Annotated in this window: 12 protein-coding genes and 2 pseudogenes; 5 read left to right on the top strand and 9 right to left on the bottom strand. The window is 62.1% G+C overall.

Features of this window, described 5'->3' with window-relative positions; genetic code table 11:
- Positions 1-106 precede the first annotated feature (106 nt).
- Positions 107-1,240: an acyl-CoA dehydrogenase family protein gene (locus M2432_RS13380; RefSeq protein ID WP_280827291.1), complete on the top strand. Its 1,134-nt coding sequence runs from the start codon at positions 107-109 to the stop codon at positions 1,238-1,240.
- A gap of 57 nt (positions 1,241-1,297) precedes the next feature.
- On the opposite strand, the gene M2432_RS13375 is transcribed toward M2432_RS13380, so the two are convergent.
- Together M2432_RS13375 and M2432_RS13370 are read right to left on the bottom strand one after the other, a co-directional pair.
- Positions 1,298-1,759, bottom strand: coding sequence for a hypothetical protein (locus tag M2432_RS13375; protein ID WP_280827290.1), 462 nt, complete (start codon positions 1,757-1,759; stop codon positions 1,298-1,300).
- A 26-nt stretch (positions 1,760-1,785) separates the two neighbouring features.
- Positions 1,786-1,950: pseudogene (locus M2432_RS13370) on the bottom strand (helix-turn-helix domain-containing protein); the annotation flags it as partial.
- Between the two features lie 102 nt (positions 1,951-2,052).
- Here M2432_RS13370 and M2432_RS13365 point away from each other — a divergent pair.
- On the top strand, positions 2,053-2,253 hold the full coding sequence (locus M2432_RS13365; protein WP_280827359.1) for an alpha/beta hydrolase: 201 nt from the start codon (positions 2,053-2,055) through the stop codon (positions 2,251-2,253).
- Here the strand turns inward: M2432_RS13365 and M2432_RS13360 are convergent.
- The 4 genes from M2432_RS13360 to M2432_RS13345 all read right to left on the bottom strand — a co-directional run bounded on the left by M2432_RS13360 (position 2,250) and on the right by M2432_RS13345 (position 8,039).
- Positions 2,250-2,630, bottom strand: coding sequence for a hypothetical protein (locus M2432_RS13360; protein WP_280827289.1), 381 nt, complete (start codon positions 2,628-2,630; stop codon positions 2,250-2,252). The genes M2432_RS13365 and M2432_RS13360 overlap by 4 nt on opposite strands.
- Before the next feature lie 8 nt (positions 2,631-2,638).
- Positions 2,639-4,726, bottom strand: a complete 2,088-nt coding sequence (locus tag M2432_RS13355) for a hypothetical protein (protein WP_280827288.1) — start codon at positions 4,724-4,726, stop codon at positions 2,639-2,641.
- The gene (locus M2432_RS13350; protein WP_280827287.1) at positions 4,723-6,123 is read right to left on the bottom strand and encodes a hypothetical protein; all 1,401 of its coding nucleotides are present in this window, start codon (positions 6,121-6,123) and stop codon (positions 4,723-4,725) included. Before M2432_RS13350 ends, M2432_RS13355 begins: the two co-directional genes overlap by 4 nt.
- Before the next feature lie 422 nt (positions 6,124-6,545).
- On the bottom strand, positions 6,546-8,039 hold the full coding sequence (locus tag M2432_RS13345) for a site-specific integrase (RefSeq protein WP_280827286.1): 1,494 nt from the start codon (positions 8,037-8,039) through the stop codon (positions 6,546-6,548).
- A 65-nt stretch (positions 8,040-8,104) separates the two neighbouring features.
- Here M2432_RS13345 and M2432_RS13340 point away from each other — a divergent pair.
- Positions 8,105-8,581, top strand: a pseudogene (locus M2432_RS13340) (ATP-binding protein); the annotation flags it as partial.
- Positions 8,578-9,714: a DNA-processing protein DprA gene (gene dprA / locus M2432_RS13335; protein ID WP_280827285.1), complete on the top strand. Its 1,137-nt coding sequence runs from the start codon at positions 8,578-8,580 to the stop codon at positions 9,712-9,714. The pseudogene M2432_RS13340 and the gene dprA, both read left to right, overlap by 4 nt.
- A gap of 36 nt (positions 9,715-9,750) precedes the next feature.
- On the opposite strand, the gene M2432_RS13330 is transcribed toward dprA, so the two are convergent.
- Positions 9,751-10,689, bottom strand: coding sequence for a fumarylacetoacetate hydrolase family protein (locus M2432_RS13330; RefSeq protein ID WP_280827284.1), 939 nt, complete (start codon positions 10,687-10,689; stop codon positions 9,751-9,753).
- Positions 10,686-11,819, bottom strand: a complete 1,134-nt coding sequence (locus M2432_RS13325) for a VOC family protein (protein WP_280827283.1) — start codon at positions 11,817-11,819, stop codon at positions 10,686-10,688. Before M2432_RS13325 ends, M2432_RS13330 begins: the two co-directional genes overlap by 4 nt.
- 269 nt (positions 11,820-12,088) lie before the next feature.
- Between M2432_RS13325 and M2432_RS13320 the strand changes: the two genes are divergently transcribed.
- Positions 12,089-12,706, top strand: coding sequence for a TetR/AcrR family transcriptional regulator (locus M2432_RS13320; protein ID WP_280827282.1), 618 nt, complete (start codon positions 12,089-12,091; stop codon positions 12,704-12,706).
- A gap of 33 nt (positions 12,707-12,739) precedes the next feature.
- On the opposite strand, the gene M2432_RS13315 is transcribed toward M2432_RS13320, so the two are convergent.
- A complete protein-coding gene (locus tag M2432_RS13315) occupies positions 12,740-13,153 on the bottom strand; it encodes an OB-fold domain-containing protein (protein ID WP_280827281.1) in 414 nt (137 codons plus the stop codon).

Raw genomic sequence — 13,153 nt, 5'->3', positions numbered from 1 at the left:
GGAGATTCTCCTCCGTGCCTGGAGAACCTGCATACCGAGCACCGTCCTGAGCGCGCGGACACTGGCAACCACCGTTATGGTCAGACCAATTGTAATAGAGGTATCAATGCTCACCACAGATCAGCAACAGTTCGCCACGGCCATCGAGCAGTTCTGCGAAAAGAACTGTGCCACTGCCGAACAACGGCTGGAGCTCACCGACGGCGGCGCCTTGTCCAACAGTCCGCGACTATTGAAGTCCTTCGCAGAGTTGGGATGGTTGGGCGTATCGCTGCCCGCCGAATACGGCGGAGGAGGCGCCGGGATGGTCGAAGAATGCATCTTCCTGGAGGAGACCGCGCGTGGTCAGGCACCCATCCATGCGTACGGGACGGGACTGACCGCGGGGCAAACCTACCTGCGTCACGGAAATGACCGCCAGAAGCAGGAAGTCCTTGGCAACCTGTGTAAGGGGAACTTCGAGGCCATTGCGTTATCTGAGCCGGGGGCGGGCTCCGATCTCAGCGCTGTAGCCACACGCGCTGTCCGGGACGGGGACCGGTTTGTGGTCAATGGCCAAAAGACCTGGATCACCGCCGCGCACCTTGCCGATCATCTGTTGGTGCTCACCCGTACCGACCCGGATGTCGGCAAGCACAACGGATTGACATTGGTATATTTGTCGACGACTGCTCCGGGGCTGGAGATTCGGCCGATCAAGACGATGGACGGGCACACGGTCAATGAAGTGTTCTTCACCGATGTGTCGGTGCCGGTCGAGAACGTGGTGGGGGGGATCGGCGACGCCTGGCATCGCCTGATGCGCGGACTCAACGTGGAGCGGCTGATCATTGCAGCCATGTCGCTCGGAGCTGCCCGTCGCTCGCTTGAAGACACCATCGCCTACGTGCGGACTCGTGAACAGTTCGGCAGGCCGATCGGCTCATTCCAGGCAGTACGGCATACGATCGCCGACCTGGCCACAGAAATCGAATATTGCCGCGCGTTCGTCTACCACGTCGCGACACAGATCGACGCCGGCCTGGAAGATCAGCTCGCCCGGGAAGGGGCCATGGCCAAGCTCAAATGTACCGAGGTCGCCAAAGCCGTTGCTCTCGAAGGCGTTCAACTGATGGGCGGCAACGGCTACACCGTGGAATACGGGATGGAGATGCAGGTCCGAAAGGCGCTCGCACCCCCGATCTACGGCGGCGCCAACGGAATCCAGCGCGAGATCATCGGAAAGAGCTACGGGCTGTAGCCCGATTTCTCCGATTGACCTTGCGGTGGCGAGTTGAGCTCTCGCTCCTGATGGCTATCACTGGCACCAGGACGGCCACCCTGGTCTGCGCGACTGACACCCGTCGCGCGGGCGGGGTGTGTCGGGGCCTAGCCGTAGCGGCTCACATGCTCGCGCCCGATCGAAGTAGTTGCGGTTCCAGCAGAATTCGCACCACCCCGATCCGGGCTCACCGTCGATCGGCAGCCGCACGCCAGCTTCGTTCAGATAGATCGCAGGATCGAGCCCCACCTGAGCGCTGCCCAGGGTTTCGGAGTTCACACGGGCCATGCGGCCTGCTGCGTCGGTCACGGTCGCTGCGAAACTCTGGTGCATCATGTGCGCGTCGTAGCCGATGTCGTAGCTGAATTCGGTGACGTGGTAGATGATTCCGTCCCGGTACACGTGCCGGCGTCCGAACGAGCACATTTCGAAGGCGCGGATCGATGTGCTCTCGGCGGTTGCATGGAACCATTTGTGGTGCTGATTGAGCCCCCACACACTTGGTCCGCCGGGAGTGATCGGGGTTACTTCGCGCGTCTGGCGAGTGCCTCCGAGTCGTAAATGAATATCGTTTCGCCCTGCCGGCGGATCCAGGCCCGGGTGACGAAGTTGGCCAGCGCTTTGTTCACCGATTCGCGGGTGGAACCGACAAGTTGGGCGAATTCAGACTGGGTGAGTTCGTGATTGATGCCGCCGCGTAACCGATCGCGACGACCCCGTGTCGATGGAGTCGGCCGCCGCGCAACTGGACGCGATCCGCGGCTGGGGTCAGGTTCCCGCCACGGACCGCTATGACAGCTGGCAACAATCCAGCAGCGACCCTGATCGTCCACGGTGTCCAGGACATGGTCGTCGACGCAGTTAACGCGTTCATCCTGGCGCAGCGCTTGCCCAACGTAACTCTCTTGCTGCTCCCCGACGCCAACCACGGCGCCCATTCACAGCACGCTGAAGTGTTCCTGCTCAGCGCACACGCGTTCTTGGCCGACTAATACCGCCTTGGGAGTCGCGTAACCTCCGATGCCCGCTCGAGTTGCTCGCGGTACCCGTGATTTTCCAAGGTGAGGTACTGGATGTGGGCTGCGGCGATAGCCAGTTGTTCACGCAGGTGGGAGTTTTCGGCGCGAATCCGCCGATTTTCGTCAGGATCGAAGCGGGCCGCTGCCGAGGTGCTGGTGGCCGTGGGCTCTGGCGCTCTCCGGCGGGTATCAGCTACCCGCTGGGCGACATCTGGAAAATGGCGCCAAAAGGTCGAGTTGCTTAACCCGACCTCTTTGGCCAGCGCGACAACCGTAGGCGGCGTGGATGTTGTTGCGGCTTGGAGTCGGTCGAGGGCCGAACGCACTGCGTTGTCGGTGGGAAGCTTCACGCGGCGAGTCATTTTGGTGCACCCTGACGGGCCAGGAAGCTACTTATGTGGTCGCGCCTCTGCTCCAGTTGCGTGTGCAGCAATGGTGGTAGTGGGCCGCCCAGGGACAGGTCGGAGTCAATCGCGGACAACTCCGCGTTCCACGCATCGACGTTGCTGCTCGACAGCGCGACGTTGCCGCAGCTTAGCGGTTTGCAACCGGATAGATCTGGTGAGGAATCAGTTCCATTCTTGGCCCGACACAAGGCCTTGGTGTGGTCGTACACACATGTGACGTAGCGGCCGGGATAAACCGCGGGGTCGTGCTTGTTCAAGATGCGTAACAGGCGTTGCCGGTCGGTGACAACGCGCCCGGGAAAAGACGTGGCGAGGTCGAATTCGTTCAGTCGGCGGTGGGCATCTGCGGCCGCCGGGCCTACGAGTCCATTATGTTCATGGCGATCGACCATCGCTAGTAAGTGTTCGCCGCGGGCCAGCGCTTCCTCTGCCTCGACTTCCGCGCGGAAGCCGGAATCGCTTGTGCCGGCGTAACCCTCGAACATCTGCACGCTGTGATGTCGGTAGGCAATGGCACCCGCGATGACTCCGCCAGGTCGCCGCGCGATGTACCAGGCGAGGGTGCGCCGAAACTGGCGGGTACTCAACCGCCACCGTTCACCGTCGACGTCGGGAATGCCGTCGGCGCGGCCGTTGGCGGCGCAATAGTCGTTGATCCACGTGACAAATCGGTTTAGCTGACGGTTTGTTCCCGCCGCGGTCATCGCGAGATTTCCATTACGGCCGGTTGATCCGACTCCGGGACCACATTTGATCGGCGCGAGTAGCCAGTCGGTGCGGTGTTGTCCGCGTTCCTGATGAACACGTTCCAAGACCGCGATGGCCTGAGCCGCGGATTCGCCGACAATCCACGTGGCTGGTACCCCCGCATCATCGTTTTCGCCTTTAAATGCAAGGCTATTGACCTTCCATCGGTACGGTGTGTGGTTTCCATCGCGGATCGTAGTGGCGCAGCCGGCGCGCAGGTGCTTGACTTCGGCGTCACGCATTCCGGACAAGAACGCAACCACGATGTAGCAGGCGGCCTGCAGCATCTGTGTGAGGACTGTCAGCGAGTCGTCGGCAACCGGGTCGAGGGAGACACCCTCAAGCCATGGCTGCCCATCGATACGACCGCGCAGTTGGACGTCGAGGCATGCGTAGTCCGAGACCCCGACGGCGGCAGCGGCGGATTCGACGTCGGCGAAGTGGCGCACCACCGTTTCTCTCGTGCACCCAGCGTTGCGTGCAATAGACAAGATTGATGGTTGGCCGTTGTACCCGGGCAAGGGCTTACCTTCATCAATTCGTATCTGCAAGTAGCAATCCAATTTGCCTGGCAACTCGAATCGTGCCGCGAACGGTGCACCGTCGGGAAGGCGATGGGTATCGCGAATGCGATCCCACGCGTTGATAGCAATGAAGATGTCCTCGCTGAAGTCATTGACAAACCGCAACGCCCACACCAGGACACGGCTGTGCACCTCTTCGGGGATTCTCGACGTCGAGTTCTCGGTCCTTCGCGCATACGGGCCAACCCAGCCGTCGATCAATTGAGGATCTGCTCGCAGCGGGTTGTTCTCTAAACTCAAGCGGTAACGCCACAGCATGCGGACTGCTGCACGGTGGCCGTGGGCTTCTGACGGCGCGCGAAACCGAATGATCGTGTACTGCAGATACTCCTGCAGAATCGGTAGATCGACCTGCCCGACGTCGAGGTCAGGATATTCCGTCGAAAGCCACCGTAGGAAGACGCGCAGGCGGTAGAAGTTGGTGGAGACGGAGCTAACGCTTTGCTGAATTTCATTGGGCGGGAGCGGGCCTGAGAGGAAGCCATAACACAGCAGCTTCACTGTCCGTTGGTGGCGCGTGGGAATGGTGTTGAAACGTAAGGCAAGACCGCGCCCATGGCCTTGCAGTGTCGCTGGCGAAAGCTGCCAGACGTCGTCTTTGAACTGTGCTGTATCAGCGAGGTCAGTGCCGGGCCGCAAGGGCCGACCGTGGAATACGTATACCGAGTCGAGGTCGTCGCGCTTCGGTCGCGGTTGAGCCGTGCTCATGGGTGCTCCCATCTCGGTTCGACAAGGTCGAGAAGATTGTTGGTCGGCTTGTTCTGCTCGGCTTGGGCGACCTCGGCCGGACTGAATTTGGGTAGGACTTCGTGCCGGATCGCGGCCCAGGTCGGGCCATACCGCTTCCACCAGGCAGCCTCATCCATGTGGTGTCGGCGGGCGTCGAGCGCATCGAGTAGACCCAGCAAGCCGGGAAGGTGGTCACCAGTCACGAGACAGTTTCCGCAGCTGAAACAGTCAAGAAACGACGATGAGCAGCGGCGTCCAGTTATCGGATGATGGTTGTGGTCCACACATTTCGACCACGCGGCGTCCTGTGATCCCTTCGCTGCCGACTCTAGCGCGGATTCGCCGGTCCGGGCCGTCTCTGCGGTTACTACCTGTAGGGACGTGCGTCCGGTCTGTTCCAGCAGCCGATGGTGGGCGTCGAGTGCTGCTGTCTCAACCTCGACAAGCGTGTCTGCCATGACATCTTGTGCCCACTCGATCGTGCTTTGGTCGCCAGACAGGTAGTTCCTGAACAGTACGGTGACGCTGTTGCTGCGGGCCGCGGATGGAAGGTGGCCACCGAGCTGACGTGTGCGCCGGACGTCGACACTCGTCTTCAATCGGTTGAAATTCAAACCCAATGGTGGGCCAATCTGGTTGGTGGCGTTTGAGCTGCCGAGTGTTCCGGGTTGCGCGTCGGCCCGCAGATCATGTGGTTCGGTCCAATCGCGATTTCGGAAATCGCCGCTGAGTTGGTGGGAGAAAGGATTACGGCAGTCGGGTTCGTCTGTTCGGCTACGCTGCGGGCTCCATACGGCCCAGAAGCTGGGTTCGGCAAGTGAGTTGCGGGCTGGTGCCATGAGGCGGTGCAACAGCAAATAGACACCGCCGGGAGTGTGCAGTTCTCTCCCGGGTGGCCCAATTTCCCAAGTGACGGTTTGGTGCCATTGGCCGGCACCGCGGCGGCGCTTGGTGATCTCCAAACTGACGGCGAGGCCGTCGATCACGTTGTGCTCGTGCGGGAGGTCTTTGATGACCTCTACGTTCCAGCCGGTGGAGGCCACCAACAGGACCAGCATGGGTATGACATCGTGGCGCGTCGCAAATATCTTCTCGGCCAGGCTGAGGCGGGCCCGTTGCTGCTCCCACATCGTGAGCTGAGGGGTGAAAGGTACGTAGCCGGTTCGTTGTATGTCTTCCAGGATCGCGGCTTCTCCCGCATGTGCCTGTATGGGTGTGTCGAGTCGCTTGCGTAAGGCGACGACATCTGACCGCGCTGCCTTGACGATCCGGCTGAACTCGCCGTCCGAATATCCCGATAGGGGCCTGGCACGTGTCGGCTGCCGCGGACGCATTCGCTCGACAACTTCGGTCATCACCAGCTCACGCAGGGGCACTGTGGCAAACGTGAGGCCAACAGAGCGTAGGCCCAGGGCCGCGGCGAGCGGTGTGCTCGTTGATTCACAATGCCGCAGGTAGGCGTCGATGTGCTTGGCGCGCAGATCACCAGGAGTTCGTGGCGACTTTGGTAGGCCGGCAAGGAACCGCATGAAGTGGCACACCCGGCCCCATGCGCCCTCAGCAGAGCTTCGTGTCCTGAGCGGGCCCGCCGGCCCTAACCGGTTGGCCCAGCTTTGCGCCAAACTTTCGTGCCAGCCGCGCAATGGCAGCGCCGAGACATCGAAATTGCACTGACGGCCATCTTCGCCAACAAAATCAACGACGAGCCCCCTCGGTGTAGAGGCAACCGGGGGCGCCGGATCGTAATTACCTGCGGGGAGTTTCGATGGACGACCAGGACCAGTAGTACCGCGCCGACTCATTGCTGGCCGCCCGGGTCGGCGATTCGCGGGTCGTCCCATGCATCGGGCACCAGCTTCATGCGGGTCTCCATTTCGAGTTCCTCCAGCGCATGCAGATATATCTGAGTGGTGGTCACACTGGCATGCCCTAACCGACATCTGACCCAGTCGAGCGGGTCGCCGAAAATGCGTGTGTAGTGGCCTCTTTCGTCTGGGCTCATGTTCGACAACGAAGCGATGTGGCCGCGTTGCATCTGCTCCAACGTCAAGACCGCGAATGTGTGTCGCAGCATGTGCGCGTGCCCGTGAAGGTCCACTCCCGCTCGTTGACAGCGTCTATTCGCGTCACGAAACATGCTCTTCCACAATGATATTGACAAAGGGTCGCCGGATTCACTGAGCCAGAGTGCGGCTGGTTCCAAGCCGAGATCGGTCTCGACATAGAGAACCCGACGCTCGATCGGTGTCAAGTGCGAAACCTTGACTCTGGTCGCGCGGCCCGGCGTCCAGGCTTTGCCGGTATCGCCATCGACAACGAATGACGACTCCGGCAACTGCTGGTAGGCGCCGGCCGCACGCGCCCGATCAACAACCGAACACCGATCCATCTCCACGTACTCGGCGATCGCCCGGAGTACCGACATCGGCACGTACACCCATCGTGCGGACCGTCCTTTCGCAATTGCCTCGGGCAACCAGAACCGCCGGTAGCCACCGCCTCGGTCTGCACCGGGTATCTCAAACGTGGTCAGTGACGCCTGCTCTGCCAGCCTCATGCCTGTGCGGACCATAAGGTCAACGAAAGTTGCATTCCGGGCGGCCCATCGTCCACGAAAAGTACTGTCCGGCAACCCATCACGGTCATACCCACGAACGCCGACGTCGCGCCACAGTCTGTATGACGATGCAGCGAACCATTGAATACGTTCTCGACGTCGACCATGAGAATATGTCGCGGCTGTTTGTCCGGGCTCAGCTGTTCGAGGTCCCGATCGACCCGAAAATCGGTAGTTCCGCTGAGGAATTGGGCTGACACGGACATTGCCCTGTCTCAGTTGCCAGTTGTAAAACCGATTGACGGCGCTGAGTTCGCGGTCCCACGTTGAGTCACTGACTCTTGGTCCGTCAGGGTCTTCCCGACGCCACACCAGATATGCGCGGTGATCGTTTTCTTCAGCATTTCGCCAGTCGGTTCCGCCTCGGTTGTGGTGGAGGAACGTGAGGAAGCGCTTTAGATCGCCCGCGTAACCAATACGGGTAGAGCGGCGCGCGCGGAGCATGTCCGGTGAGTAGAAGAACGTATTCAGCGCAACGTCGTATGTCATCTCAGGCGACAGCAGAAACGGTGTTCCCCCGGGGATCGCCGAATCTGCTCGCCAGCGCTTCCACGCGCTCGCCGCCATTTCTCGGTGGGGCATCCAGTCATCGGCCGCCTCGATGGCAGTGCGGGTCTGATGAAGTGACCAGGACATCACCGGGGTCGCGGGCTGGTCGGGATCAGGTGATTGCACCATCTCAACGTAGGCACGTTTCTGTCGAAGTCGGTCACCGAACACGCCAAAACCGTGTTCACAAGATGGCCGCGAACCCATGCCCTTGCGCTCCGCCTAACCCGCGAGACTGCGTTTGCCCGTCGTCGGACCGCCGCCGATATCTGGGTAAGTTGTCCGGCCCCCTGATGGACCGGGTCGATCTACAGGTCGAGATGCATCCGGTGCTTGCCGGCGCGTTCGCAGACCAAGCCGCAGAATCGTCTGGTGACGTGCGGGCGCGGGTCGCGGCGGCACGCGCGGCCGCGGCAGATCGCTGGAAGGTAGTAGGCGTTCGGACCAACGCGGAAGTACCAGGACCATTGCTGCGCCGAAGTTTTCGCCCCAGTCGGGAGGCGATGGCTCCGCTGCGTTCCTCGCTCGACAGCGGGCAGTTGAGTATCCGCGGTGTTGACAGGACGCTGCGCGTGGCTTGGTCACTCGCCGATCTTGCCGGGCGTACTTCGCCAGATATCGAGGACGTGTGCACCGCGCTGAGCTTTCGCCAGGGCGGTGGGCGATGACTGGCGACGATCAGGAACGCCGCGCTTGGGCATACCTGTCTCGAGTTGCCGAGCCACCCTGTGCGGAGCTGGCCGAGTTGGTTGAGCATTGCGGTCCCGTGGAAGCTGCCGACATCATTCATCGCGGGCACGAGCCGGAAAAACTGCGCGGCAAGGTCAAGGCCCGTCGCGAATGTGATTATGCCGCCGATGACTTGGACGTTCTGGACCGGCTGGGCGGGCGGCTGATAACGCCGGACGACGAGGAGTGGCCATATCTGTCGTTCGTCGGCTTCGACAATGACGCGATGCAGGCGCGGGAATACAGCGCGCCGCCGTTGGTGTTGTGGGCGGTCGGTCCCGCGCGGCTCGACGGGGTGGTCGAGCGGTCCGCTGCGATCGTCGGGACCCGGGCCTGCACTGCCTACGGCGAACAGGTTGCTTCGGAGTTGGCGGCCGGCTTGGTCGAGCGCGACGCGGCGGTGGTATCCGGCGGCGCTTTCGGCATCGATGGGGCCGCGCACCGCGCGGCGCTGGCCTGCGAAGGGGTGACGGTCGCGGTGCTTGCCAGCAGTGTGGACGTACCCTATCCGTCCGGGCATTCGGCGTTGCTGCACCGAATTTCCGAAAGCGGCTTGCTGCTCAGTGAGTACCCGCCGGGGGAGCGGCCGACACGGTATAGATTCCTGACTCGAAATCGATTGGTGGCAGCCTTGTCTCGGGCAACCGTCGTGGTTGAAGCCGGTTTGCGCAGTGGCGCGGCGAACACTGCCGGCTGGGCGAAGGCGATGGGCCGGCCGCTGTGTGCAGTGCCGGGACCGGTGACCTCGGCGGCGTCGGCGGGTTGCCATGTCCTGCTTCGGGACAAGGACACCTCATTGGTGGACAGGGCTGAGCAGATCGTTGAATTGATCGGTCGAATAGGCGAACTCGCCGATGAGCCTGAGCATCCGGTGACCCGATTGGATGGGCTGACACCCGATCAACGGGCGGTGTATGAGGCATTGCCGGCGCGTGGCTGGCTCAATCTGGAACAGGTCGCCATCGGTGCAGCCCTGGCGCCCGAGCGTGCCCTGGGGCCACTGGCGTTGATGGAGCTTTCAGGGCTGGTGGAGAAGCGGGATGGGCGGTGGCGGATTGTGCGCGCTGCCTGAGGTGAGCGCGTGGGGCGCGCAACTACAGGCTCGAGCTCACGCGTACTTCACCGTGTTGCGCTGTGCACCAAGGTCGATCTTGCCGTCGTCGGTGGCGACGGACGCTTCGACGACGTCGCCGTTGTGCAGGTACTTCGGGTTGGCGGCTTGGCGTTTGAAGAAGGCCTTCCACTTCACCGCAGGCGGCAGCAAGGAGCCGATGATCTCGATCGGCTTGGGGGGTGCACTCAGCGCTGTGCCCACGGGCGTACCGGTCAGGATCAGGTCACCGGCGCTGAGATCCTGGAACCGGCTGAGCGACTGCAACGCTTGCACCGGCGAGTAGACCATGTCGGAACCGACGATCATGTTCTGTCGCAGTTGACCGTTGACGCGCAACTGCAGTCGCAGATCGCCGAAACGCTTGAGCTCCGCGGCATTCAGCAGAACCAGTACAGGCCCGACCGGCGTGAAGCTGGGGTACGACTTGCCTTCGTAGAACTGGGTCTGGGGAAGCTGGATGTCGCGGGCGGATACATCGTTGGTGACCACCAGCCCGGCGATGTAGTGGGCCAGGTCGGCTTCGTCGATCACGGTGCCGACGGCGATGTCGGTGCCGATGACCAGGCCGATCTCCACCTCGTAGTCCAGCAGTTGCACATGTCTGGGTTTGACGATGTTGTGGAACGGCCCAGTGACTGACGCCGAGGACTTGCGGAAGAACGTCAGCGGAACCGTGGCGGGGTCCATGCCGGCGTCTTTGATGTGCGAGGTGTAGTTGGTCATCTGAGCAACCACCCGGCACGGGGTGGTCACGGGGGAGAGCAGGTCGAGGCTCTCGACAGGCACCGTGTGGGTGCCCGATGCGGCTGCCTCGATGGCGCCGCGGTCGGCGAGCAAGACCGCCGTGGTGGCGGCATCGGTTTCGATTTTGGCTGCCCCGCTTCGGGTTTGAACCCACCAGCCATCAGCGGTGCGAAGAACGGAGATGGTCATGACTTGGCAACTTTCAGCAGGCCGATGAGGCGGTGGATGTCGAATTCGTTGTCGTTGCGCAGCGCGGTGAGCAGTTCGCGCGCCTCGCCGCGGATGTGTCGTGGGCTGGTGCCGAGGAAGTCGGCCGTAGCGTGCGGTCCCCATTGGGCCAGGCCGGTGGCGGTGAACGGCGCCCACCCAGGTTCCAGCGTGTTGTCGAACATGTCGCCGTCAGTGAAGTGCTCCACAATGAATCCGTCGGGGTCACGCCAGTAGTCGAAGATCTGGCTGCCCTGGATGTGCCGCCCGATGCCCCAGGAACGTTGGTAGCCACGGTCTTTCAGGTACTCGCCACCCGCGGCCAGGGCGTCAAGATCACATACTTGGTAGGCCGAGTGCACGTAGCGGTTGGCGGGTCCCAGAGCTATGGCCAGGGTGTGGTGATCCGTGGGCACCGAGCCGCGATCACATCGGATGAAGCTCATGGTGGGTCCGCGTCCGCGTTGACCGGGGAAGAACAGGAAGTCGCTGACGATCATGCCCAGGGTGTCGAGGTACCAGTCCAGTGCCGCAAGGTATTTGGTGCTTTGCATGACGATATGCCCGAGCCGTTGCACGGTGGTGGGCACACGCGGTGGACGCTGGGTCTCATTGATCCGGTCGAGTCGATCACCGATGTTGAGGGTGAGTGGAATCTGGGGCGGCAGCGCGCGCAGCGGTCGGGTTCCGGACACCACCCGGACCGGGATGCCGCTGGGGTCGGTCAACTGCACACCCAGTCCGCCAATGGATTCCGGTAGTGGCGCGACTCGGTTGCCGGTTTGGTCTGCCAGGCGCAGGAGGTCGGCGTCATCGGCAGCGGTGAAGGCGATGCCACGGAAGCGGGTCTGCGCACCGCGTCGAATCAGTACGCAGGGCGCGCCGGGATCGCTACCGCGCAAGTGCAACTCGGTGTCAGTGCGTAGGGCTGCGGCGAAGCCGAAAGAGTGTGCAAAAGCCTCGGCGCCAACCAAATCGGGTTTGTCGAACTCAAGCCAGGCGACGTCGGCGACCTTGACCAGCGGGTTACGCGAGCGGCCAGGATGCTCGCCTTTGCGGCCGCCTTCGGGGCTATGTAATCCGGTATGGGTTCCGGTGATGTTGCTACTCACCGCACATACCGCCGCCGGATCAGCACCGGGACGCGGTCAACCTTTCGGTCTCCGATCTCCGGCGATTGCGTTGTCATTGTCGAGCCTTTCCATCGTCGCTGCGGGCTAATCCTCTACAACTACGTTCTTTATTGAACAATAGTGTTCAACATAAAGCAAGGGTGTCTTGTGGAACAAACATGTTCATCAGTTACCAATGATGTGCAATCAGCGCTGCTATCGTCTTGTCTTGAACATGTTCAGCACGAGCGGTTCAGGGGAGGCGCGCAATGGCCACGACCGAGGATCGGATCTGGGCCGCGGCCGTCCGGCTGTTCGTCGAGAAGGGCACCACGCAGATCACCATCAGTGAGTTGGCTCAAGAGGCCAACGTGGCCCGCGGCACCCTGTACCGAAATGTCGGCTCGATCGAGGGCTTGTTCGATCGCGTTGTCGGCGAGGTGACTGCTGATTTGCATCAGCGGGTGTCCGCCTCGTTCGACGCAATCGATGATTCCGCCGCGAGGTTGGCCACCGGCATCCGAATGTGGGTGCGCTACGCCCATGAAAACCCACTGTTGGGCCGGTTCGCCGTCAAGTTCGGCCTCAGCGAAGAAGCTTTGCGTACGTGGATGTCCGGACCGCCGCAGAGTGACGTGGGCGCCGGACTAGCCGTAGGTCGCTACGCGCTTGACGGTGTCACTGTCGAAAGTGTGGCCTCACTGGTCCTCGGCGCCACCATCAGCGCGATGTGGATGGTGCTGGAAGGTCATCAAACCTGGCGCGAGGCGGGCACCACTACTGCAGAACTTATCTTGCGCGCCTTGGGTATTGCGGCAGCTGAAGCTCACCGCATTGCGACGCAGCCGCTGCCTCCGCTGGCACCATCCGCTGACGTCGGGCGCTGAACAAGGTTGGCCAACTCGCCCGGAAGCGTGAGCTCAGCTCGGTTCGTACCGCAGCATGGTCACATCGTGCTCGGGATAGTCGACGAATACCGGCTTCACTCGCATGCCGATGGTGATGTCCTCGATTTGGACATTGATCAATTCGGTTGAAAACCGCGGTCCCTCATCCCATTCCACGATCGCCAGGATCTGCGGTACCGCGTCGGCGAAGTGCGGCGCCACCGGCCGGCGGGCCACGGTGTACGAGTACAGCGTGCCCATTCCCGAGATCTCGCGCCACTCGAGATCATTGGCCAGGGTTCGCGGCGCTCGCACCCGCGGGTAGAACACCCAGGCATCGGTCGACGGTGAGTACTGAATGGCAATCCGATGCTGCGCCAACGCATCCCAGAATGGAGCGCTGGTCGGGGTCTTGACAGGCATGGGCCGTTCGAACGTCATGGACAT

This window comes from Mycobacterium sp. OTB74 (genome assembly GCF_029892685.1).
Lineage (GTDB): Bacteria > Actinomycetota > Actinomycetes > Mycobacteriales > Mycobacteriaceae > Mycobacterium.
The sequence above is the reverse complement of the archived record's forward strand: the minus strand, read 5'-3'. Positions and strand labels throughout refer to the sequence as shown.

What these genes read in the sequence shown, in the direction of transcription:
- M2432_RS13315 (WP_280827281.1), bottom strand. Translation starts at nt 13,153, where the DNA reads ATGTCCATGACGTTCGAACGGCCCATGCCTGTCAAGACCCCGACCAGC.
- M2432_RS13320 (WP_280827282.1), top strand. Translation starts at nt 12,089, where the DNA reads ATGGCCACGACCGAGGATCGGATCTGGGCCGCGGCCGTCCGGCTGTTC.
- dprA (WP_280827285.1), top strand. Translation starts at nt 8,578, where the DNA reads ATGACTGGCGACGATCAGGAACGCCGCGCTTGGGCATACCTGTCTCGA.
- M2432_RS13355 (WP_280827288.1), bottom strand. Translation starts at nt 4,726, where the DNA reads ATGAGCACGGCTCAACCGCGACCGAAGCGCGACGACCTCGACTCGGTA.
- M2432_RS13365 (WP_280827359.1), top strand. Translation starts at nt 2,053, where the DNA reads ATGACAGCTGGCAACAATCCAGCAGCGACCCTGATCGTCCACGGTGTC.
- M2432_RS13330 (WP_280827284.1), bottom strand. Translation starts at nt 10,689, where the DNA reads ATGACCATCTCCGTTCTTCGCACCGCTGATGGCTGGTGGGTTCAAACC.
- M2432_RS13380 (WP_280827291.1), top strand. Translation starts at nt 107, where the DNA reads ATGCTCACCACAGATCAGCAACAGTTCGCCACGGCCATCGAGCAGTTC.